The organism is Butyricimonas sp. DFI.6.44, from assembly GCF_022132345.1.
GTDB classification, from domain to species: Bacteria; Bacteroidota; Bacteroidia; order Bacteroidales; family Marinifilaceae; genus Butyricimonas; species Butyricimonas muris.
The window spans coordinates 1-218 of the sequence record NZ_JAKNJD010000047.1 but is presented as its reverse complement, the minus strand read 5'-3'; the positions used below and the strand labels follow the sequence as shown (position 1 = coordinate 218).

At 64.2% G+C, this 218-nt stretch carries 1 protein-coding gene; it reads left to right on the top strand.

The window, feature by feature from the left end; genetic code table 11:
- Positions 1-218: protein adenylyltransferase SelO family protein (locus tag L0M98_RS22565; protein WP_237962022.1), on the top strand; the 218-nt coding region annotated here is incomplete at both ends.

Sequence of the window (218 nt, the reverse complement as noted above, 5' to 3'; positions counted from 1 at the left end):
ATGGACGCCTACGATCCCGAAACGGTGTTCAGCTCGATCGACCATGGCGGACGCTACGCCTATGGCAACCAGCCACGCATCGCGCACTGGAACCTCGCGCGGCTCGCGGAAACGCTGCTTCCGCTGCTGGGCGGCGGCGAACAGGCGGTCGCCGATGCGACGGATACGATCGACGGTTTCGTTCCACGTTTCACCGCCGCTTACCGGGAAGGTTTACG